Raw genomic sequence first — 21039 nt, 5'->3', positions numbered from 1 at the left:
TTTATTCTTTTCCGGGTAGTCAATGGGGAGGCCCATTTCTGGACCTGGGGGGACAATCTTAAGGAAGCGGACATACCGAGAATCAAATTCTAGACCGTTATACCTTAAGCGCATGTCAAGGCCACCCCAGAGATAATCTGCAGTTCATCATGATGGGTACTATTTGATACGACAAGGAGCGAATTGGGAGAGTTGGTCTACCAATTTAAATATCAACATAATTATGGTAAACTTAAGGAAATAATGAAATTAGTTATTCCTTTCCTGGATACTTGGAGTGTGATTAAGTCAGTAAATGCGATTTTACCGGTACCCTCTTCAAAAAAAATATTAATCATATTTATGTTCTGGCAATGACAAAAACCAAGGGGTGAATTCCGTGAAAATTTTTATAGGCGGGCCTAGAGCCCTGAAGGTTATCGATAGAAATGTTGATGAAGGGCTCAAAAAAATAATGAAACAGAATGACACCGTCTTGGTTGGTGATGCAAATGGTATGGATCGAGCAATCCAACAGTTTTTTTTCGAACATCGCTACAGAGATGTATTTGTTTATGCCAGTCAGGGTAAAGCCAGAAATAACGTAGGAGATTGGCCGATTCAAGGCGTTAAGGTCCCAGATAAAGTCAAAGGTTTCGACTTTTATGCAGCTAAAGATAAGACAATGGCCGAAAATGCCGATTATGGATTTATGATATGGAATGGAAAAAGTAAAGGGACCTTAAACAACATTATCAATCTTACGAAGCAGAATAAAAAGGTTTTACTTTATTATACTCCGCACAAAAAATTTTATATGATCAGTGAAATCACTGCGGTTGAGAAATTGGCAGCTGCTTGCGGGGAAGAAATAAACCGATTATTCTTAAGTCTGTCATCCAAGAAGAGCGAAGTTATCACGGATACAGCCTTGGAGCAAATGACACTCTATAATGGATAGATACCCCCGTTGTCAAAGCTACGGTCGGGAACCATCATAATTATGCCTTGAAACCAGGCATGCTCTCAGGACAGCTTATCCGGAGTATTTTATAAAATCAGCGCAAAGAATCCTAGTAAATCTGAGAGGAGAACAGGGATTGGCAAAGAGACTATGGGTTGTTATTTTGACGCTGGCGCTGGTGCTGGTGTGTTGGCAGGCGCCGACGGCCTGGGCCGACGCAAGCCCGGTGGTGAGCGCCGACAAGTCCGTCAGTATTGCCGGTCAATCCGCCACCATTAAGGCGGTGCGCGCCGATCTGAATGATCCCAATATCCGTGTGCTTTCTGTGCCGGCAGGCAAAGTCGGCGATGTTAAGCCCTTCGAGCAGATCATCGGCAGCATAGACCAAAACAAGTATGAGGTGTTGGCGGCAGTCAACGGCGCGTTCTTTGAGGCCTACAATGAAGGCAAGAAGCCCATAAATGGAACGTTGGTACATAACGGGGCGACGATGCACTATGAAACCAGCAGCATGATCGGTTTCGGCAGCGCCGGCGAAGCGCAGCTCGACAGGGTGGCTTTCAGGCAGTACGTTTATGTTGACGTTGCCGGCGGCAATTATCTCTATAAACAACTCTTTTACTTGCGTAACTGGAACGTCATCAGGCCAGCCGGCTACACGGGTTATCGCGAGGCGATCATCACCCCGGATTACGGTACGGAAACCGGGGACACAGATATGGTCTGTGTGGTGGTACGCAATGTTAAAGATGTGACGGGTAGCGTTTATACAGCGGGCGGTGCGAAAGTTCTGCAGAAAGGTACGGTTACAGCTATCAGCCAGGGCAATACGGCCATTCCGGCTGATGGATTTTTATTGCTGATGCCGACTAGCAGTGCCTACCGCCAGCTATTCCATGTTGGATCGACGATTGATTTTGTGCGGCAAGTATGGAATAGCCGCACCAATACGGATGATACGGCCGACTGGATCAATTTGACCAACATCACCGGCTGCGGCCCGAGCCTCGTCTTGGATGGACAGGTGACTGCCGATCCGGCCGGCGAGGGCTGGAACGACCCGAAACTCACCACGGCTGCCGGCAATCGTTCGTTCATCGGGCTGACGGCCGACAAACAATTGGTTTTCGGTACCACGCCGGGTCTTACGATCAAAAATCTGGCCCAGGTTGCCCGAGCGTATAACCTGACAGACGCCATGAATTTAGACGGCGGCGCCTCCAGCGCCCTGTGGCTGGGCGGCAGGACCATAACGCCCGCCGGGCGGGAGCTTTCCAATATCATCGCCGTTGTACGGCTGAAAGTTTCCGAGCCGGCCATGCCGGCGAGTGGAATCACTGCGGACAGAACTATTAACGGGGGCAGTACGCCGGCTACCTCGGTAAAAGTGTCCCAAGAAGGATGGCTAAAGGCTGATTCAGTGGTTGTCGTCCCCGGAGAAAACAACCATTTGATCGACGCCCTGGCAGCAGCACCCTTGGCCGGCCAGGAGCAGGCACCGATCCTTATGGTGGAAGGCGGCGTCCCGACAGCCGAAGTGATTGGTGAGATAAAAAGGCTGGGAGCAAAAAGAGCCTACTGCATCGGCTTTCAAGCGGATGTCGTGTCGGAGAAATTGAAGGCAGCCATCCCCGGTCTCGAAGCAAAAGTGTTACAGGGGAAAGGGCGCGCGGAAACCGCGAACCTGGTAGGAGACGAAATTGCTGATCCACATGGGATATTCCTTGTAGGTTTTGATGCTCTGGCTGACGCCGTGAGCGCCGGGCCCTACGCGGCGGCCAACGGGTGGCTTATCCGCATAGCAGACGGAGCCGGCGTCTATCATCCCGAAGCTTGGAGTTTACTCAAGGCCGGACTAGACGCCAACAATTTGGTTATCTTGGGCGGCACATCCAGAGTCCAGGATACAGAGGGATTCCGCCGTATGTCCGGCCAGGATCGCTACGTAACCAACCGGGATTTTAACGAGAAGATGGGGCTTAAGACCAGCAAGGTTTACTTTGCTGACGGCTACGCTTTGGCCGGGGCCCTGATGGTTGCACCGCTGGCTGCTCAGGACAATTGCCCGGTTGTCCTGGCGGAAAAAAATGATCCGAACCAAGCCAGGTTTCCCGCCGGAGTCACCAACGACGCAACCGTTATCGGTATCGGCCCGCCTGCCCGTTAACCTGGGAGATCGCTGATCATGCATATCAATAAAAAAACGAGTTCCTACATTTTTCATTAGGAACTCGTTTTTACTCACTTAAGGTTTGACTGTATGAAATTAGCATCATTTTTCATCACGCCCCTTTTTAGGAGATTTTTTTGAGGACATTCTTTGGCTCAGAAGCTTTTAAAGATTCAAGCCCAACTGATTCAAGAATTTCTTCAATGATATTAATTTGTTTCTTGTTCAAACGCACACCTCCCCTCGTAAAACTAAATAATACCATGAAATAAAAGATTTGGCAATAAAAATTTTATATTGAATATAATATCATCAATCTTAGCATCATAAAAATAGGGGATGGTGAGCTCGGTTCATCATCCCTAAATAATAGAATTAAGCCATTCTGATATCATGGAGGTCTGTTATGTCCGAGATTTATCTTGCAGGCGGATGTTTTTGGGGTATGGAAAAATATATTGCGTCTATTCGCGGGGTCCGTACCACGCAAGTGGGCTATGCCAATGGCAAGACCGCGAACCCGACCTATGAGGATGTGTGTCAGCGTGGCAGCGGACATGCCGAGACGGTCTATGTAGACTATGATCCGGAGATTGTGCCGCTGGAATTCTTGCTGGAATTATATTATCAGGCGATTGATCCGGTCTCACTTAACCGGCAGGGCGGCGACAAGGGGACGCAATACCGTACCGGGATTTATTTTGCGGATATTAATGATCTGCCGGTGATAGAACGGTCCCTGGCCAAGCTGCAAAAAAACTACGATAAACCTGTCGTGATCGAGGTAAAAGCAATCGAGAACTTCTGTCCGGCGGAAGCGTACCACCAAAAATATCTGGACAAAAACCCGGATGGCTATTGTCACATCGGCAAGGATCAATTCACGAAGGTGGCAGGGGCCATTATCAACCCAGCTGATTATCAGGCGCCGGATCCTGGCAGGCTGCGCCAAACCCTGACCGGAACGCAGTACGAAGTGACGCAGAATAATGCCACCGAGCCGCCGTTTCATAACGCGTTCTGGGACACTTTCCGGCCGGGTATTTATGTGGATATTACGACAGGTGAGCCGCTTTTTGCCTCCTCGGATAAATTTGAATCAGGCTGCGGCTGGCCGAGCTTTACCAGGCCTATCGATCCGAATGTGGTCAGGGAGAAGACCGATACTTCCCATAGCATGCTGCGGACCGAGGTCAGGAGCCGTGCCGGTAATGCCCATCTGGGGCACGTGTTTGCTGATGGGCCAAGGCAATCCGGCGGTCTGAGGTACTGTATCAACAGCGCCTCACTGCGGTTTGTGCCCAAAGAAGATATGGAGCGGGAAGGATACGGAAATTTAATTGGACGCGTGAAGTAATAGATTGCTATGATGAATATCTATCAAGTGATTATCCTCTGCAGTACATTTTACCAGTAATTTCAGAAGGAAATAATACTTGATTCAATCTATAATTCTTCTTGTAGTTTATTTTTGCCTTAAACATTTTTAAATTGGAGGAAGAAGAATGAAGTTTCGAAAAAATTGGCTGAAATTTTTGCTGTCTATTGCACTGGTTATCACAATCACAATTGCCGCAATACCTTTACAAGCTTACGCTGTTCAGGCGGTAGAAAGTAAAAGACTTGCTGGGGATAACAGGACATTAACTGCGATTGAGATCTCGAAGGAAGGATGGCCTTCAGGTTCAAATGCCGTTATCCTGGTTCGTGATAATAATTTTCCGGACGCTTTAGCCGGCGCTGTACTGGCGGCAGCTTATGATGCTCCGATTCTTTTAACGAACAGCAAAACCTTAACGCCCGATACAGCAACTGAACTGGAACGTCTCCAAGCGCAAACGGTCTTTATCCTTGGCGGTACCGGTGCTGTATCTACAGCCATTGAAGAAGGTCTGTCCGCTGAATATACGGTTCATCGTATCGCAGGCGATAATCGTTATGAGACTTCGGCGAATATCGCCAAGTATCTGCAAGAGAATCAAAAACTCAGGACGAATAAGGCTGTCATCGCATATGCCCAGAATTTCCCTGATGCTTTGGCGGTCTCTTCCTGGGCAGCGCAAAACGGAGTGCCCATTTTACTGACAGAAACCAATACGCTGCCTGATGCGACGGCTGATGTGTTAACAGATCTGCAAATATCCGATACGATTATTACCGGCGGGACCAGCGTCATCAGTGCGCAAGTGGAATTCGGACTTCCGAATCCAACCCGTTATGGCGGAAATAATCGATATGAAACAGCGATCAACTTGATCACAGGCCTTGGCCAAGCTACGGATACAATCTTTGTTGCTACAGGGACCAACTTTCCCGATGCTTTAGCAGGTTCCGCGTTAGCAGCCAAGCAGGGGAAAGCTATTCTGCTTGTTGGCAACGGCATTGACCTTTCCGTACAAACCTTTTTAACAGGTAAAGTAGGGCAAATCAATAAAATCTATTCTGTCGGTGGTACCAGTGTTGTGAAACCGCTTGCGTTAAACCAGATATATTCTTGTATTATTCTGGAGCAGCCCGGGGAAGCATTTGCCAACGCTTTGGATGCTATCAAAGTGATGGATCAGGATACAGCTGACCGGTATTTCAGCTATGATCATTTCAATGATTATGATGAGACTGCCGATATAACGATCACAGATGAAGATATTGCCTTGCTTTTTGCAAAACTTGATTACAACATCGTATCTTCAGAAATTAACGGTGATACGGCGACCGTTACGGCAGAAATTAGCAATACCGATTTCGCGGCCGTCCTGGATGCTTATATCGATGCCGTTGTCCGATTTGGGGTTGAACAGGCGTTGCTGCCTGAAGCGGAACAATTGAGTGATGAAGAAGCAGAAAAAGTGATCATGCAACTCTTATTTGACGCCATTGCAAACGAGGACCAGACAACAACGACCACAATTGAAGTGAATCTAGTGAAGAATAATAATAGCTGGACGATTAGCATGAATGATCAATTAGCAGATGCGATCATGGGCGGATTTATCAGTGCTTTTGAACGAATTTAATTGTCTTATTATAAAAGCCGGCTGATCTCCCCGGTATAAAACAGGTTCAATCGATGCAGCGCCCGCGTACAGGCAATATATAAAAGGTTTTGATCATCAGCGCTGTGATAATGCGCCTGATCGGCCTCGCAGATCAGTACGGCGTCAAATTCCAGGCCTTTGGCCAGATAGACCGGGATCAGGAATACGCCGCTTAAATTAAATTGAACATCACCTTTTAGCAGCTGAAGATCGCTTTGGTCCTTGAGCTGCTCAAATAAGGCAAGGGCGTCGTGTTCCGTTTTACAGATTAACCCGATGGATTCGTAACCCATTTCCCGGCAGGTTTTAATTTCCGCAAGCAGGAGAGCAGTCAGAGCCGCCCGGTCCGGCGCCGCAAACACGGCAGGCGCATCTCCCGATCTCCCGAAAGGATGAAGCTTAATGCTTTGGTCAAGAAACCTGGCGCTGTACGCCAAGATCTCCTTGGTGGAGCGGAAGCTTTTGTCCAAAGTCACCAGCGTCGATTTAGGCTTAGCGAATATCTTGCTAATCTGTTCATAGCGGGCTGAATCAACACGTTTCCCTATGGTCTGATGAATATCGCCCAGGATGGTATAATGCGCTTTGGGAAACAGACCGTGAAGTATTTCGAAATGCAGGGGATCATAATCCTGGGCTTCATCGACCACTACCTGCTTGATATCGCGGTAAGCCGTATATCCTTTGGTATGGATATGGAGAAAAGTAAGGGCCAGGGCGTCATCATAAAGCAAACCGTCCTTTTGCAGGTTTTCCCTGGTATAATCCAAAATCTCTTCCATACAATCAGGCAGCTCCAGACCTTCGGCTAAATGATAAAAATAGCTTTTATCGCTGAACAGCTTCCGGTAAAGCTCCTGACAATCCAGCTCGGTAAACTTTCGTATCTTCTTCAGCAAGGCGGCGCTTTCCAGAATGGATAACCGCCGGGCTACTTCTTCCCATTCAAATTCATGCTCGGGCTTGGCCCGAATAAACTTTTCCAACTTTTCCAGACGGCTGGGACGCAGTTCGCGGACGATTTGCAGAATCGATGCTTCCAATTGCTTTAAATGCACACTTAGCAGGAATTCCTGACCGCCCTTCAGGATCTTCGTTTTCAGCAATTGCCGGCTGGCGACGACCTTTCCGTCATAATAAATATCAGTAAACGGCAGCCAGCGATAAGGCAAGTCTCGAATGAAACGTCTTAAAATTTCAGCAAACAGGCCGGAGCCTTTAAAGGCCATGCTGCGTTTGGCGAGCTTCATGTCGTTATAACTAAGCGCTCGGTCATTTTGGCCGGGGGAGAACAGGCCTTCCCAATATTGATTCCTGCTTTGGATAGAACCACTCTGCAAAACTTTGCCGAATATTTCTTCAAAGACCAGCGATTGGACATGCTTTTCGCCCAGCTCAGGCAAAACATTGGCGATGTACTGTTCAAACAAGGCGTTGGGAGAAATAATCACAATCTCATTGGAAGCCAGCTTGGCCGCCAGCCCCTGGTACATCAGATAAGCCGCGCGGTGCAGCGCCACCGAAGTTTTGCCGCTTCCCGCAGCTCCCTGGACCATCAGCAAATCCATTTCCAGATCGCGGATCACCATGTCCTGATCTTTCTGGATGGTTTCAACGATGGTTTTCATTTTAGGGGAAGCATTCCGGGAAAGCAGTTCGCGCAGGAATTCGTCAATGATTTGAATATCGGCATCGAAGAAATATTGCAGTTTGCCATCCTTGATCTCGTATTGGCGTTTTAAATGGACCTCTCCCGTTATTTTACCGCCGGGAGACTCATAGAACGCTTTCCCCGGGCCAAAGCGGTAAAAAACACTGGCGATGGGAGATCTCCAGTCATACACAACCATTTCCTGGGTTAGGCCGTTTTGCAGCGAAGACCGCCCGATATAAATATTCTCAAAGGCTTCCTCGCCCTCGAACTGAAAATCGATCCGCGCAAAGTAGGGGGAATAGAGCAATCTTTTTAAAGCCAGGATCTTAGCGGCATTACGTTCAGAATCCGACACCCGTTCCAACACTGGATTGGCGTACTGACTCGACTCGACAAGCTCATGAAAATTCTCCATATTCCAAAGACCGGAGACGGAGCGGGAAGTATCTTCCCACATACCTAATTTAGCGGCAATAATGGCCTCTTTATTTTCTTCGCTCTCTTGCAGCGCACAGTCTAATTGTTCCCGGGCGAGAGCCATCACCTGCTCCAGGCGTCTGATTTCAAAATCTTGATCAAGGCGGTCCCGTTCCAAAAGTTTACCCCCCTAAGTTTGGCTTAAGTTTGATAAGTTCTATCTTACACAAAATATAGGATAATTATAAGAATATGATTAGAGAAATATTTTTGGTATAATTAATGTAGAGAGGAGCCTGCGGTTAACAAAATTTTACATATAACTATGTATTTTAACTTAAATATGGTATATAATATAAGCAAAGAGGAATCATGCTGAAGACACGATTCCTCACAACAGCCGCTTTAAGGGCGGTCGGTTAATGGATAACGGAAATGACCGTCAACCACTGTGAAGGGGCGGTCTATTTCTTTTTATTGAACGAAAGTATCAAAACCACCAATGTCCCAAAGGATATCATCAGTGTTAATGTTTGATATACTTCCATGGCATCACCTCCTCTCCGGAGGGAATGCCGACCGCCCTGCACGCCATCTGTTGCAGGGTTATTATAACATAGAATGGTAAAATAATCCATATGATAAATCGTCGTATATTATTTCCAACTTGGTATAATGGAAATGCAAGTTGGGTCACTAGAGTGATTGTTGGTGGGCTGAAGGGGTGGGTATTGCGAGCGGCATCTGTTTATGACAGGTGCTTATTTCTTTGAGCATCTTACCAACTTATCATAATCTTCGGGTATAATATAGGAAAGAGTTACATGATTGGAGGGAGGAAGCATGAGTCATCTTCTTGATTTTGTCTATATTTATCTTTGTGTCTTCCTGGTCATATTCATAGGTTTGACCCTGCTGCGGCTCTATTCTTTTATGAACCCTCTGCAGCTTATGGCAAAAGGGGACTATGCACAGGCAATTGAAAAAATGAAAAAGACGATGAACACCTCGGCTTACAAGCGCAACCCCAAATTAAAAAACCCCATGGTATATAATATTGCCAACTGTCATAACCGCGCTGGGGATTTGCACCGTTCCCTCGCCGTATTGGATGAAATCAAACTGGAAGACATCAAGGACAACAAACTTTTGTATTGTTATCACTGCCTTTATGCAATCAATTTGCTGCTGTTAGAACAAGAATTGGAAAACGCCGGCGAGATGCTGGATAAGGCTCGAGAACTTTATGATAACAATGAATTACAGCCCCTTCTGGCTTTGCGTGAAAGCTGCCGCGGAGATTTCCAAGCGGCGCTAGAATACGTCCGAAACTATCAGCCGCCGCAAAGCAAAAAAAAGACTGTCCTCAGTTTGAGAGAAACGACACTGATCTATGATGCTTTTATTCTAGAAGTAGAAAACAATTACTTTATCGGTCTGGCTTATCTGAAAGCCGGCAAGCAGGAACTGGCAGCGCCGTATTTGCAAAAAGCGGCAGCGTGGAAGATAAAGAATTATTATTCCGCTAAAGCGCGGGAAGCGTTGGGGGAGGAAGCATCATGACTTATGAAATTCTGGCAAAGGAAAAGCACAAGTACAAGTACCGTATAAGTATGTTTTAACAAAATTTAACATATGACTATGTATTTTAACTTCAATATGGTATATAATATAACCAAAGAGGAATCATGCAGTAACATGATTCCCCGCAACAGCCGCCTTAGGGGCGGTCGGCAGATGAATACGGATAGACCGTTATCCATGTGAGTTGGGGCGGTCTATTTCCGTTTGTGGAAAGAAAGTATCAAAACCACCAATGTTCCGAAGGATATCATCAGTGTGAGTGTTTGATATACTTCCATGGCATCACCTCCTTTCCGGAGGGAATGCCGACCGCCCTTCACGCCATCTGTTGCAGGGTTATTATAACATAAATTACCATAATAAACCATATATTGACAGAAAAGATGCTGCACATAACTTGCAGCATCTTTTTGCAATCTTACACTTCGCAACGAATGGACAAAAAAATTCTATAAGGAAGAATAATCCTATGCAACCCAAATGCTTGAAATGGCCCTTGAGTATGCCAAGTCTTTGGGCATTACGAAGATATTGACCGACTCAAAATTTTACACGGATGGAAGGCCAATCGATAAACTCATTCCGTTCCTCCTCCGGAAGCCCGAGAAGGATGAGGGCCTGGGTGTAGTTCAAATTCGCCATCGCCGGCGAATTTGGACTGCCGTCATCTTCGGATGAGACGAGCTGTTGACATCATATGGGATAAGCCTGACAAGCGTGACAAAAGGTTTGTAACCTTAAAGGCAAAGAGCTCACCCTATATAAAATTTGAACACTTTATGATAGACAAATCATATAATAATATTGGGTCATAGAAGTCATTGGTAGTTGTATCAATCATAAGCAGGAATCCGGCTGCCTAGAACAGCTGGATTCCTGCTTATTTTCGAGTGGATTCATCTGAACAACCCTTGGATTTCTTGGTATGGATAACCAAAGAGGAATCATGCTGAAGATATGATTCCCCACAACAGCCGCTTTAAGGGCGGTCGGCTTTTGTACACGGAATAGACCGTTATACATTGCAGATTGGCGGTCTATTTCCTTTTATATATGTATTGCCGAACGTTGATCAGGTATATAAATAAGAACTAGTCAGTTTGTTGTGCAATAGCCCTTAACCCGTCATCAATCCTGTTGAAGCAGGTCGATGGCTCGTTTATATCCTGAAATCATCGCATAAGATATTCCTTCTCCAGTTATGAAATCGGTACAAAAAGCACAATCTCCAATGCATAGATCATTGACTTCGATCTCCAAATTGGGGGGGACCGCACCAATGATCCCACCTTTTGCAACCCTGTCATAAGACAAGATGTTAAAATTTTGTGCCACAAAACCTTTCATAAAAGTGCTATATTGGGCTTTTAAATTGACTGCCTTTTCATTGCTCCAAGAACCAATATTCCATAAGCGGTTCCCAAGCGGAAATGCCCAGGAGTACCCTGCAAATTGCTCCTCTGAATCAAATACAAAATAAAAGGCATCGTCCGACAAATCCGTATTGGCAACAACCCTGCTGGATATTCCAGCGGGTAAATATTTAAGGTTATGACTCCCTTTACCCATTAGGCGATGAATTTTATATCCAGCAGCAGCTCCTGCCGCAATAACAATATCCCGTCCCCAAGCATTACCCCAAAAATACCCGTCGTCTGTGTGACTGATTTCCATGCCATCTGCACCGAATCTGATTTCACATCCTGCCTTTACAGCTTGCTCCAGTAAAATATCGGCTAGCGTATCTCTGGATAACCCAATACCATATTCAGTACTTGCCTCGTTTTCCTGATCTTTTGACTTATGGATCGTGTTTGGATGTATCGCTATATTGTAGTGTACAGGATGACCCCCTGCTCGAATTAACAGTTCCGGTGAAATATTCAATGCTTCCAACACCTTGACACATCTGCTGGAGATTCCATCTCCGCATACCTTCCCGTGCAAATTAAGCTTTTTTTCCAGAATCAAGCATTTTTTATGAGCTAATGCCAAAGTCCTGCCACAAATCAGCCCTGCCGGCCCAGCTCCGATAATAATGATATCATATTTCTCAATAAACATTTTTTACCTCCAAAAAATGGATTCTAATATTAAATTCACTAAAGTAATCCATTAACCTTCTTTGCCCAGAATTTTAAAGTGATCAAGATTTCGTTCTTTCCTTGACAGCAATTATAATTTCAAGAAGAATTTATCAAGAAAACTGGCGATATATTCGGTGATATAAATGGCAAATTAAAAAGCGGACAATATATGCTTTGTCCAGCTTAAGTGTTACCTAGGAATTCGGATCAATGATGACCAATTCGATCTTCTTCGCTTGGGCCCGGTTCACGGTATACATCGTTCCTCCAAGTTTCCCGTCGAACACCGCGATCAGCCGCCGCGAGTGGTCGACGATATAGCGATTCCGGTCCAGATAACAGCGCGGATAATACTTACGGCTGATATAGGTCTCGATATCGCACTGGGATAAGAGGTCATAGAACTTGTCCCGGTCTTTTTGTGTCCAGTTTTCAGCCTGAGCTTCGCAAGCCAGGGCTGCCTCCAGGGTGATTTGTGGATAAAGCGTACGTAATACTAGAACCGCTTCGGCGAAATAAGTATCCGAACCCAGAGCAAAGCCACAGATGAAGTGGGTGTAGCCGTCATGAATGGCTGCTTCGACAGCGTCGCGAATTAACGCTTTTAAGCGCAGGCAGGCGGGATGCTTTTCATTGTTGGGGAAAGGGAGCTTAGATGGACGATAGCCGGTGAAGCCGCAGGTTCTTGGTATTTTGATCAGAAGAATCACTCCCTATGTTTACTGATACAGAAATAAAATAACCTTAGGAGTAATTATATCATAATAATTACTCCTAAGGTATATAAAATTACGATAAAGGTTATATTATTTTCGAATTATATGATTTTATTACGCTTATTGATACAATCAAGCCAAATAGAGAATGTCGATAGAGTGGAGTGAGTTCCGCATGGTCAGAATCAAACTATCCGAACTGCTCGGAAAACATAAAATGAATCAGAAGACATTAGCATCGCTTACTGGCATCAGGCCGGCGACCATATCCAAGATGTACTATGAAGAGACAAAGCGAATTGAGATTGACCAGATTAATCAAATTTGTGATGTGTTTCAATGCAGGATCGAAGATTTGTTGGAATATGTGCCGGATAACAAGGCGGAAACTTCAATAAACAAGTGACTCAATGATGAGTTTCATTGCATCCCTGAAGCCTTTCTGATAACAGATTTCAGACGTAATTGATCCGATACATCCTGATGTTGCTTCAATGTTTTCGACTAAAACTCTTTGCCCATCACTTATGCCTGTTTTTATTAATTTGTTCCATGATTCTTTGCTCTTATCCAAATACTTATGGTACTCGTTGTTATTTCTGATCAATTCATTAACGTTTTCTTCGTGATTATTGATGAGGTCAATGATAGACATAATTTATCACCTCACAGAAAAGTTTAATATGTTATACCTAAGTATAACATATTAAACCATACGATTCAATATACATATTAAACTTTTGTTTACTAGGGTAAACAATTTACTGTATAATTTTGATAAGGTTCACTGAGAGGTGGTTATTATTATGATAAGCTATAAGCCTTTGTTAAAATTATTAATCGATAGAAACCTGAAAAAAGGCGAACTTATGGAATTAGCTAAGGTATCAAAGGCAACGATAGCACGGCTTAATACAAATAAATATGTATCGCTTGAAGTCATAGATAAGCTATGTGCGGTTTTGAACTGTCAACCGGGAGACTTAATAGAATACATAGCCGATTAAATTGAAAAGGACGAAAAGGTGTAGCCGTATACATTAAGTGTACGGCTATTTTTAATTGGAAAAGACAAATTATATCTTTTCCCTTAATTACGTCAGGTGTCATAAACTTTTTTATTTTAATGGGAAAAATAAACAGGAACTGAAGGGAATAAGGAGAATTATATCTCATATGGTGAATTTAACCAAACTAGATAGAAAATGAAGTCGATAATTAGGAGAAAAGCATGGCCTCAATCTTTATCAATTTCTGGTACCTATGGTTATTTATTATTCTCGTCTTTGTTTACCGATTATTTAGGCCTAAGATCAAAGGGATACTTGGAGAGAAAACCATATCGGTCATCTTATCCAGACTAGATGCCAATAAGTACAAAATTATTAATGATCTGATGCTTAATCATTCAGGGAAGACGTCCCAGATTGATCACGTGATTGTGTCCAATTTTGGGGTATTTGTGATTGAAACCAAAAACTTTAAGGGTTGGATTGTCGGAGATGAGCATGCCGAATATTGGACCCAGGTGATTTATAAGCGGAAGGAAAAACTTTATAATCCACTAAGACAAAATTATGGCCATATCCAGGCATTAAAAGAGAATTTACACGCGTATGACAGCATCAATTATATTCCCATTGTCGTTTTCTCGGTTAAGGCCGATCTCAAAGTCAAAACTGAGGCAGATCTTATCTATTCTGTTAAACTGCTAAAAACAATAAAGAAATACAGTACGGAAACGATCAACAATGAACAAGTGGAAACAATCTATAACAGATTGCAAGCGTTAAACCTTAAGGATAAAGATATTCGATCGCAGCATGTCAATGAAATTAAGAATACTCAAATCACAAAAGCTCAGATGATCGCTGCCAATACCTGCCCAAGGTGTGGCGGGGAACTGGTCATTCGCAAAGGGAAGAATGGAACGTTTAAAGGATGCAGCAATTATCCGAAGTGTAAGTTTACGGTTTGATGAGCGTGCTTATATACTTAGCTAAGTGACAATGTATCACCATACAGGAGACAACCCATGCTAAAGCCCGGTCTCTATGAACAACTGATCAACAAACTTCTTCGTCAAGAACTTTCGACATCCATGGGAAAGGTCATTCAGGCATTGCCAATCGATCAGGAAGAAGCCCCAAGAATACTTTCCAAATACCTGGCTGAAGTCCTGGAAGCCGTTCTGTCCAATGTCAAAGATAATGGCGGCAGTATTAGAGACCAAGTGGCGCTGGTCAATCATATTGTTGCGCTTGTATCTGATCATACTGCCCAAGAAAGTCTCGCTGCGTTATCAGTCGATGAAAAGGCTGAACAGCTATTCGCTTTATTCGATAAAGAAAACAGCGCATTTGCTTTGAATGACAAGACAGAGTTCGTGCGCCCTGTTACGTCTCTCGCCGCTAGCTCCTTATTTACTGGTTCAGTCCGGGAACCTAGCATGTATTCCGAACTAAAAAGGGAAATTCTATCCTGTGACCGAATCGATATGCTCGTTTCCTTTATTAAATGGAGCGGGCTTCGTTTGCTTATAGAGGAAATAAAACAATTCGCGCAAAGCGGTGGCAAGCTTAGAGTCATTACGACTTCTTATATGGGGGCGACTGATATAAAAGCGATCGCCGAACTTGCGGAATTACCAAACACCGAGATAAAAATATCATACGATACCAAGCGGACCCGGCTACATGCGAAAACGTATGTCTTTTACCGCCAGACGGGCTTCACCACAGCCTATATCGGTTCATCTAATCTTTCCAATGCCGCCCTTTCCAGCGGTCTGGAATGGAATGTGAAAGCAACCGCCAAAGATATGCCCGATACGATCACAAAGATTGAAGCGACCTTTGAGAGCTATTGGTATGCGCGGGAGTTTGAAACGTACAGCCCAGATCAGAAATCCCGTCTGACCAAGGCATTGAAGCAAGAGCGTTATCAGGAAAAAGAGGACGTGGTTTCTTATTACTTTGATTTGACACCTTTTTCTTTTCAGCAGGAAATTCTGGATAAGCTCGTGGTGGAAAGAAGTGTTCGCGGACATTACCGTAATCTAATCGTAGCAGCGACCGGAACTGGAAAAACAGTCATCTCGGCCTTTGATTACCTGCGGTTTCGTAAGGAGAACAAAGGAAAACCCTGCCGCCTGTTATTCGTCGCGCACCGGGAGGAAATTTTAAAACAGAGCATGGCTTGTTTCCGGGGCGTCTTAAAAGATCCGAATTTCGGCGAACTGTTTGTTGGCGGTTACCAGCCAACGAAAATCGATCACCTATTTATTTCGATTCAAACGCTGAATTCCAAAGAACTGACCGAACACACGTCAGCGGATTTTTATGATTATGTAATTGTCGACGAGTTCCACCATGCTGCGGCGCCAAGCTATCACCAATTGATGTCCTATTACCGGCCGCAGATCTTACTCGGGCTGACGGCAACGCCGGAACGTATGGACGGGAAGGATATTCTGGCTTATTTCGACCGGAGAATTGCCGCTGAAATCCGTCTGCCGGAAGCGATTGAACGCAAACTCTTATCTCCTTTTCAATATTTTGGGGTGACAGATACGGTTGATTTAGAAAGCCTGAAATGGACTCGGGGCGGGTATGAGAAAAGTGAACTTTCTAAGATTTATACCGGTAACGATATCCGCACCATGATGATCCTGAAAGCCCTGATCAAATATGTCACGGATTTGGAAGACGTGAAGGGGTTAGGCTTTTGTGTCTCGAAGGAACATGCTGCGTATATGGCAGATAGTTTTAACCGTTCCCATATTCCCTCGATTTCATTGATCTCGGATTCCAGTGATGAAGAACGGAACACCGCTAAAAAGAAATTAGTTAGCGGCGAAATACGGTTTATCTTTGTCGTGGATTTATATAACGAAGGGGTCGACATTCCCGAGATTAATACGGTTCTTTTCTTGCGCCCAACGGAGAGTCTCACCATTTTCCTGCAGCAGCTTGGGAGGGGTTTGCGACTGGCTGAGAATAAGGACTGTCTGACCGTTCTCGATTTTATAGGTCTTGCCAATAAGAAATACAATTTTGAAGAGAAATTTGCCGCGCTCTTAGGTAACACGACCCGAAATATCCAGCGTGAAGTCAAGGAAGGGTTTACCTCTTTGCCCAAAGGCTGTTTTATTCAGCTGGAACGCAAGGCAAGGGAATATATCCTGGACAATATTCGCAGTTCTTACGGTAATAAGAATATAGGGATGATTACGCGACTGGCCAGTTTTACGGAAGATACCGGCGTAGAATTAAACCTGGCTAATTTCTTGGAGCATGCGCATATCGGTATTAAAACGCTTTATGCGAGAGGGTCTTTTTCCCGGCTCTGTGTGATGGCAGGGGTTCGGGATGATTTTGAAGAGGAACAGGAAAATATATTGACCAAAGCATTCGGCCGGATCTGCGCCATGGATTCCCGAAGGTGGATTCGATTTCTGCTCGAGGTACTGCCGGAGATGGAAGTATTTGATGAAGCGGACTTCTCGGATTTAGAGAAGCGGATGCTGCAGATGTTCCATTTTACAGTCTGGCAGAAATCAGTGGAAGATTGCGGGTTTTCATCTCTCAATGAGGGTCTATTGCTCTTGAAAAGTAATCCGGTATTGTTTGAGGAGTTATTGGAGATCTTGCGCTACAACTATGACAAGATTGATTTTCTGGATAGGCCGGTGAACCTGGGATTTGACTGTCCATTAGATTTGCACTGTACCTATACCCGGGATCAAATCATGGTGGCTTACGATTTCCTGAAACCGGCGACCGTTCGCGAGGGAGTCAAGTACTTACCGGATAAGAGAGCGGATATTTTCTTTATTACCCTCAATAAATCGGATAAGGACTACTCACCGACCACCCTGTATCATGATTATTCGATCAATGACCGATTGTTCCACTGGCAGAGCCAGAGCACGACATCGGAAGAGTCGACGACGGGTCAGCGTTATATCCATCATCAAGAAAATGGCAACAAAGTACTGCTATTTGTACGGGAATATAAAGCGGATGCCATAGGAGCAGCGCCCTATACGTTTCTCGGGTTAGCTGATTATGTCAAACATGAGGGAAGCAGGCCGATGAATATTATCTGGCGGCTTCATGAGCCGATCCCGGCGAAGTTCATTAATAAGACGAATAAATTGATTGTGGGTTGAGATGATGGATGAAATGATGGATCAGAAAAAAATAACGCAAGTCACCGCAGCGATCTTGAGACAGGATGATAAGATTTTAATTTGTCAGCGTGACAATACGGGCAGCTGTCCGCTGCTTTGGGAATTTCCAGGAGGGAAGCAGGAGATTGGGGAGAGCTTGGAGGAATGTCTGGTTCGGGAATGTCAGGAGGAACTCGGTATTACGATTCAGGTTGGTGAGGTGTTTGCGGAGAGTCGGTATACGTATGGGGAGAAAGAGATGTGCTTTACTTTCTTTGAGAGCCGGATTATTGAGGGGGAGCTGCAAAGAATAGTTCACTGGGATATACGATGGGTGAGGGCGGAGGAATTGGGACTGTATGAGTTTTGTCCGGCGGATGTTGAGGTGGCGGAGAGGTTGAGGAGATTATGAAATGATTATGCTTTTGAGATTCTAGTAAGATTTCATTCTTGAAGAGGGCATTATGTCTAAAATGGAAAGTTTATTATTTTATTAATCTGTTAATAAAATTTCTTTAAAAAATTTGAGGGGTATTTATATGAGTGAATCGTTTAAATTTGTTACACCCAAAAAAATAAAAATAATTGAAAAAGATCCAGAATCTATATTTCATGAATTACAAATACCAAGTGTAAAAGGGCTTTGGTCTCAACAAGCTGATATTTTAAGAGATTATTATTCCAATAATCGCGATAAAGAAAATATAGCTCTTGAGTTGCCAACAGGTACAGGAAAGACATTAGTTGGATTATTAATCGCCGAGTATAGAAGAAGGTGCAAAGAAAATAGAGTACTATACCTATGCCCAACAAGACAGTTGGCGAATCAAGTTTTTATTAAAGCTAAGGAATATGGAATATCTGCATGTTTACTGATAGGACCACAGGCACATTACTCTGAAAGTGATTATGGTAATTATTTAAGAGGAAGAGCAATAGCTATAACAACTTATAGTGCAATTTTTAATACAAACCCAAGATTGGATGATGCTAATACAATTATCTTCGATGATGCACATTCAGCAGAAAATTATATTTCTTCATTATGGACTTTAAATATTAAACGAAAGGACAATAAAAACTTATTTGAGAACATAATTAAACTATTTGAAGATGATATTTCAGATTATCATTATAATCGGATTATGCATGATGATTACGACCATTACATCCCTATCTACGATCTAATTCCTTATCCTAAGTTTTTGTTTAAAAAAGTTGACCTCATCTCTTTGATAGAAGCAAACGTAGAAGATTGTGGGAATGCTAAATATGCTTGGTCTATGATCTGTAATAACATCGAAGCTTGTCAAATGTTTTTCTCCTGGGGAGAGATTAATATCCGCCCATTAATACCTCCTACGTTAACACATTATGCTTTTAAAAATGCTTCCCAAAGAGTATTTATGTCAGCAACACTTGGAGATGGAGGTGAACTTGAGCGAATTACAGGAATAAGGGAGCTTAAAAAAATACCTATTCCAAAAGGATGGGAAAAATACAGTAATGGAAGAAGACTCATCCTATTTCCTAATTTAAAATTTACTTCAAATCAAGCAATTCTTATTGCTATTAATGCAATATCAAAACAAAAAAAGGCATTAGTATTATGTCCTGATAATAGCAGAGCCCAAGTTTTTAAAGATTTAGTTAATGCAGCCTTACCAGAATATCAGATATTGGAATCAAGGGACATTGAAGACAGTTTAGAAACTTTTTTACATAACGAAAAAGTAGTTTTAATATTAACCAATAGATACGATGGTATAGACTTATCAGGAGATATTTGCCGATTACTTATTATATTTGGGATGCCTCAAGCGACAAACCTTCAAGAAGGATTTTTATGGAATAGGTTGGGGGCAAATTCCATTTTAAATGAATTAGTTAAGACTCGCATTACTCAGGCATTAGGTAGATGTACAAGATCGAGCGATGATTTTGCTAATGTCCTGATGATAGATCCTGACCTTGTTAAATTTTGTGCAAAAAAGGAAAATATTGAAGCCTTTCATTCGGAGATTCAAGCAGAAATTGAATTTGGTTTAACTAATTCTGAAAAAATGGATTCAGCTGAACAAATGGTTGATTTTATGTATAACTTTATAAATAATAAGGAATATTTCTCGGCTATTAATGATGCAATTAATGGTATAAGAGATGAATACGATAAAGTAGTGAGAAAAGAAACCATTAAATTAACATCAAGTGTTAGTAATGAAGTCGATTTTACATATGCACTCTGGAAAAATGAATTAGAAAGAGCTCTTGAAAAGGCCAAAGCTATAATTGATTCATTAAGTGGAGGCAAAGAAATCGCCGGATACCGGGCATGGTGGTTTTATTTAGCTGGAAATTGTGCTTATCTTGCTAATGGTAAAATTAATATTGATGAAAGGTTAGCGAGGGAATATTATACCTCTGCGCTTAGTATTTCTAGTGCAATGACATGGTTGACAAACCTAGTAAGCCACGTTCCAACTAAAGACGATTTACTAAAGTCAGATCGTTATTTAGCTATTCAAGCAGAGAATATTGAAAATATAGTTTCCGAGCTCGGAATACTGGGCGTAAAATTTGAGAAGCAAATGACAGAATTTCTGGAATCGCTAAATAATGATGATGCTAAAATTTTTGAAAAAGGATTAGAATTGTTAGGAAAATACCTCGGATTTGACTCAACTAAGCCTAAAGGGGATGGGACTCCTGACGGGATTTGGCAACTAGATAATATAATTTATGGATTTGAAGCAAAAACTGAAGAAAAAAAGGATGCCCCGATTTCTATAGATAATTGTCGTCAGGCATCTGGTCATATTAATTGGATTAAAGAAAAGAGAGATATCAAAAGTGACACACAAATTACTGTAATTATTATTAGTCCTAAAGATAAGATACACGAAGATGCCATACCACAATCTAGAGATCTTTTTCATAAAAATGTTGAAGAAATACGTCTATTAGGATCACTAACTACACAACTTTTAAGAAAAATAAGAAGTCTACTAGTAAAAGACCATGGTTCCACTCTGTTTTCCAGGGAACAAATTTGTTTAATTTTAACTGAGGAAAGACTATCCTATCAGGATATAGGGCAGAAACTAACGGACAATCCTTTAAGTGAAATAAAAGCTTCAAAATAATTTATTTTGTAATTATAGAAAGATTGTTTTCGCTTGATTAAAAGGGATCGTTAGTTCAATCTAAGAAACAGAAAGATAAACATTATAGAAACAGAGATAAGATATTACTATGAAGTT

The 21039-nt window shown here is 43.0% G+C and carries 16 protein-coding genes and 1 pseudogene; 11 read left to right on the top strand and 6 right to left on the bottom strand.

What is annotated here, in order from left to right; genetic code table 11:
- The first annotated feature begins 379 nt into the window (after positions 1-379).
- Positions 380-940, top strand: coding sequence for a hypothetical protein (locus tag C1I38_RS04575; RefSeq protein WP_119776122.1), 561 nt, complete (start codon positions 380-382; stop codon positions 938-940).
- Between the two features lie 151 nt (positions 941-1091).
- Here the strand turns inward: C1I38_RS04575 and C1I38_RS14245 are convergent, their stop codons facing one another.
- Entirely contained in the window at positions 1092-1556 is a 465-nt protein-coding gene (locus tag C1I38_RS14245; RefSeq protein WP_243103719.1) for a hypothetical protein, read from the bottom strand.
- Between the two features lie 9 nt (positions 1557-1565).
- Here C1I38_RS14245 and C1I38_RS04570 point away from each other — a divergent pair, with 9 nt between their 5' ends.
- The 3 genes from C1I38_RS04570 (at position 1566) to C1I38_RS04560 (ending at position 6127) form a co-directional block, all read left to right on the top strand.
- A complete protein-coding gene (locus C1I38_RS04570) occupies positions 1566-3110 on the top strand; it encodes a cell wall-binding repeat-containing protein (RefSeq protein WP_243109289.1) in 1545 nt (514 codons plus the stop codon).
- Positions 3111-3519: 409 nt separating this feature from the next.
- Positions 3520-4470 carry a peptide-methionine (R)-S-oxide reductase MsrB gene (gene msrB, locus C1I38_RS04565; protein WP_119776124.1) on the top strand — a complete coding sequence of 317 codons (951 nt, stop codon included), beginning with the start codon at positions 3520-3522 and terminating at the stop codon, positions 4468-4470.
- Between the two features lie 148 nt (positions 4471-4618).
- Positions 4619-6127: a cell wall-binding repeat-containing protein gene (locus tag C1I38_RS04560; RefSeq protein WP_119776126.1), complete on the top strand. Its 1509-nt coding sequence runs from the start codon at positions 4619-4621 to the stop codon at positions 6125-6127.
- Between the two features lie 8 nt (positions 6128-6135).
- Here C1I38_RS04560 and helD read toward each other — a convergent pair whose 3' ends face one another.
- Complete coding sequence (gene helD, locus C1I38_RS04555; protein WP_119776127.1) at positions 6136-8397, bottom strand: RNA polymerase recycling motor HelD; 2262 nt, start codon at positions 8395-8397, stop codon at positions 6136-6138.
- Positions 8398-9062: 665 nt separating this feature from the next.
- Between helD and C1I38_RS04550 the strand changes: the two genes are divergently transcribed.
- Positions 9063-9782, top strand: coding sequence for a hypothetical protein (locus tag C1I38_RS04550; protein ID WP_119776129.1), 720 nt, complete (start codon positions 9063-9065; stop codon positions 9780-9782).
- A 591-nt stretch (positions 9783-10373) separates the two neighbouring features.
- On the opposite strand, the pseudogene C1I38_RS04540 reads toward C1I38_RS04550, so the two are convergent.
- From C1I38_RS04540 to C1I38_RS04530, 3 genes and pseudogenes are all read right to left on the bottom strand, one after another.
- Positions 10374-10490 (bottom strand): annotated as a pseudogene (locus tag C1I38_RS04540) (DUF3102 domain-containing protein); the annotation flags it as partial.
- A 441-nt stretch (positions 10491-10931) separates the two neighbouring features.
- Positions 10932-11867 carry an NAD(P)/FAD-dependent oxidoreductase gene (locus C1I38_RS04535; RefSeq protein ID WP_119776131.1) on the bottom strand — a complete coding sequence of 312 codons (936 nt, stop codon included), beginning with the start codon at positions 11865-11867 and terminating at the stop codon, positions 10932-10934.
- Between the two features lie 217 nt (positions 11868-12084).
- Positions 12085-12600, bottom strand: coding sequence for an SLOG family protein (locus tag C1I38_RS04530; protein WP_243103721.1), 516 nt, complete (start codon positions 12598-12600; stop codon positions 12085-12087).
- A 181-nt stretch (positions 12601-12781) separates the two neighbouring features.
- Here C1I38_RS04530 and C1I38_RS04525 point away from each other — a divergent pair, with 181 nt between their 5' ends.
- Complete coding sequence (locus C1I38_RS04525) at positions 12782-13012, top strand: helix-turn-helix transcriptional regulator (protein WP_119776133.1); 231 nt, start codon at positions 12782-12784, stop codon at positions 13010-13012.
- Here the strand turns inward: C1I38_RS04525 and C1I38_RS04520 are convergent.
- Positions 12998-13261 carry a hypothetical protein gene (locus C1I38_RS04520; RefSeq protein WP_119776135.1) on the bottom strand — a complete coding sequence of 88 codons (264 nt, stop codon included), beginning with the start codon at positions 13259-13261 and terminating at the stop codon, positions 12998-13000. The genes C1I38_RS04525 and C1I38_RS04520 overlap by 15 nt on opposite strands.
- A gap of 148 nt (positions 13262-13409) precedes the next feature.
- Between C1I38_RS04520 and C1I38_RS04515 the strand changes: the two genes are divergently transcribed.
- The 5 genes from C1I38_RS04515 (at position 13410) to C1I38_RS04495 (ending at position 20922) form a co-directional block, all read left to right on the top strand.
- Positions 13410-13613, top strand: coding sequence for a helix-turn-helix transcriptional regulator (locus tag C1I38_RS04515; RefSeq protein WP_199698289.1), 204 nt, complete (start codon positions 13410-13412; stop codon positions 13611-13613).
- 224 nt (positions 13614-13837) lie between these two features.
- Positions 13838-14584: an NERD domain-containing protein gene (locus tag C1I38_RS04510; RefSeq protein ID WP_119776138.1), complete on the top strand. Its 747-nt coding sequence runs from the start codon at positions 13838-13840 to the stop codon at positions 14582-14584.
- Between the two features lie 57 nt (positions 14585-14641).
- The gene (locus C1I38_RS04505) at positions 14642-17779 is read left to right on the top strand and encodes a DEAD/DEAH box helicase (RefSeq protein ID WP_119776139.1); all 3138 of its coding nucleotides are present in this window, start codon (positions 14642-14644) and stop codon (positions 17777-17779) included.
- 1 nt (position 17780) lies between these two features.
- Positions 17781-18191 carry a (deoxy)nucleoside triphosphate pyrophosphohydrolase gene (locus tag C1I38_RS04500; protein ID WP_243103722.1) on the top strand — a complete coding sequence of 137 codons (411 nt, stop codon included), beginning with the start codon at positions 17781-17783 and terminating at the stop codon, positions 18189-18191.
- Between the two features lie 127 nt (positions 18192-18318).
- Complete coding sequence (locus C1I38_RS04495; RefSeq protein WP_119776141.1) at positions 18319-20922, top strand: DEAD/DEAH box helicase; 2604 nt, start codon at positions 18319-18321, stop codon at positions 20920-20922.
- Positions 20923-21039 lie beyond the last annotated feature (117 nt).

The sequence above is a fragment of the Dehalobacter sp. 12DCB1 genome (assembly GCF_004343605.1).
Lineage (GTDB): Bacteria > Bacillota > Desulfitobacteriia > Desulfitobacteriales > Syntrophobotulaceae > Dehalobacter.
This window is presented reverse-complemented; position numbering and strand designations above follow the sequence as displayed.

Bases quoted from the DNA above. Each gene is read 5' to 3' on its own strand.
- msrB (WP_119776124.1), top strand. From the start codon at position 3,520: ATGTCCGAGATTTATCTTGCAGGCGGATGTTTTTGGGGTATGGAAAAA.
- C1I38_RS04560 (WP_119776126.1), top strand. From the start codon at position 4,619: ATGAAGTTTCGAAAAAATTGGCTGAAATTTTTGCTGTCTATTGCACTG.
- C1I38_RS04550 (WP_119776129.1), top strand. From the start codon at position 9,063: ATGAGTCATCTTCTTGATTTTGTCTATATTTATCTTTGTGTCTTCCTG.
- C1I38_RS04535 (WP_119776131.1), bottom strand. From the start codon at position 11,867: ATGTTTATTGAGAAATATGATATCATTATTATCGGAGCTGGGCCGGCA.
- C1I38_RS04525 (WP_119776133.1), top strand. From the start codon at position 12,782: ATGGTCAGAATCAAACTATCCGAACTGCTCGGAAAACATAAAATGAAT.
- C1I38_RS04520 (WP_119776135.1), bottom strand. From the start codon at position 13,261: ATGTCTATCATTGACCTCATCAATAATCACGAAGAAAACGTTAATGAA.
- C1I38_RS04510 (WP_119776138.1), top strand. From the start codon at position 13,838: ATGGCCTCAATCTTTATCAATTTCTGGTACCTATGGTTATTTATTATT.
- C1I38_RS04505 (WP_119776139.1), top strand. From the start codon at position 14,642: ATGCTAAAGCCCGGTCTCTATGAACAACTGATCAACAAACTTCTTCGT.
- C1I38_RS04500 (WP_243103722.1), top strand. From the start codon at position 17,781: ATGATGGATGAAATGATGGATCAGAAAAAAATAACGCAAGTCACCGCA.
- C1I38_RS04495 (WP_119776141.1), top strand. From the start codon at position 18,319: ATGAGTGAATCGTTTAAATTTGTTACACCCAAAAAAATAAAAATAATT.